This window comes from Desulfatiferula olefinivorans (assembly GCF_054657895.1).
Genome location: NZ_BAAHXV010000103.1, coordinates 1 through 965, shown reverse-complemented (window position 1 = coordinate 965; position 965 = coordinate 1). Strand labels below are relative to the sequence as shown.

The following is a 965-nucleotide window of genomic DNA, read 5'->3' as shown; positions in this document are numbered from 1 at the left end:
CCATGATTTCCCAAGATCCGAAATCGAATTTGATTCGCGTTTTTCAAAGCCTGAAGAATGCTATTCGTATTTTTTCAAACAAAAATGGCCTAATGGCTTTGAGTGTACCCAATGCAGACATCAGAAGTATTGGCATAGTTCAAGGAATCTGTATATCTGCAAAAAGTGTGAACACCAGCATTCTCTAATTTCTGGGACGATTATGGAAGGTACCAAAAAGCCGATCACATACTGGTTCAAAGCCATGTGGTGGTTTACGACCCGCAAAAGTGGCGTCAATGCTGTAAACCTCAAGGAACTTTTGGGTTAGGCAGCTATGGAACCGCATGGACCTGGCTTCAAAAGCTACGACGATGTACCATCCGTCACGATCGAGAAAAACTCTCCGGACGTGTTGAGGTCGATGAGTTTTTCATCGGTGGCCAACGTTCCGGTAAACGGGGACGAGGTGCTGACGGCAAGATTATTGTCGTCGTTGCCGTTGAACGGGATGATGTTGAGAAACAAATAGGCCGTATCCGTTTACATGTCACTTTAGATTCATCCGGATACTCACTGGAAACCTTCATTCTCGACAATATCAAGGATGGTTCAACAATCGATACAGACCAATGGCGGGGCTACACCATAATTGATAAAGAACAATACAACCGTGAAATCACAAATCAAAGTAAAACGAAGGATTACAATAAACTCTAAGGGGTTCACTTGGTAACTACATTGGTAAAGCGCTTGATCCGCAGTACCTTCCAGGGTCGATTTGAACCAAAATACCTCCAAAACTATCTGGATGAGTATGTATTCCGGTTCAATAGGCGCAATGCCTCAAACGTCGGCATGAAATTCATGAGTATTGTCCAGCAGGCGATTAAAACGGCACCGATAAAATGGGACAAAATTCAATGGGATATGGACCCCATATCAGAGCACTTTCTTCCAACTGGAGCTTTTTAGAGAACCGGATA

Annotated in this window: 2 protein-coding genes; both read left to right on the top strand. The window is 43.5% G+C overall.

Translation table 11 applies throughout. The features are described 5' to 3' along the window. Positions 1 to 22 precede the first annotated feature (22 nt). A complete protein-coding gene (locus ACYQ11_RS22060) occupies positions 23 to 310 on the top strand; it encodes a transposase (RefSeq protein WP_459925996.1) in 288 nt (95 codons plus the stop codon). Beyond that, complete coding sequence (locus ACYQ11_RS22055; protein WP_459925995.1) at positions 247 to 699, top strand: IS1595 family transposase; 453 nt, start codon at positions 247 to 249, stop codon at positions 697 to 699. Before ACYQ11_RS22060 ends, ACYQ11_RS22055 begins: the two co-directional genes overlap by 64 nt. The last annotated feature ends 266 nt before the right edge of the window (positions 700 to 965 follow it).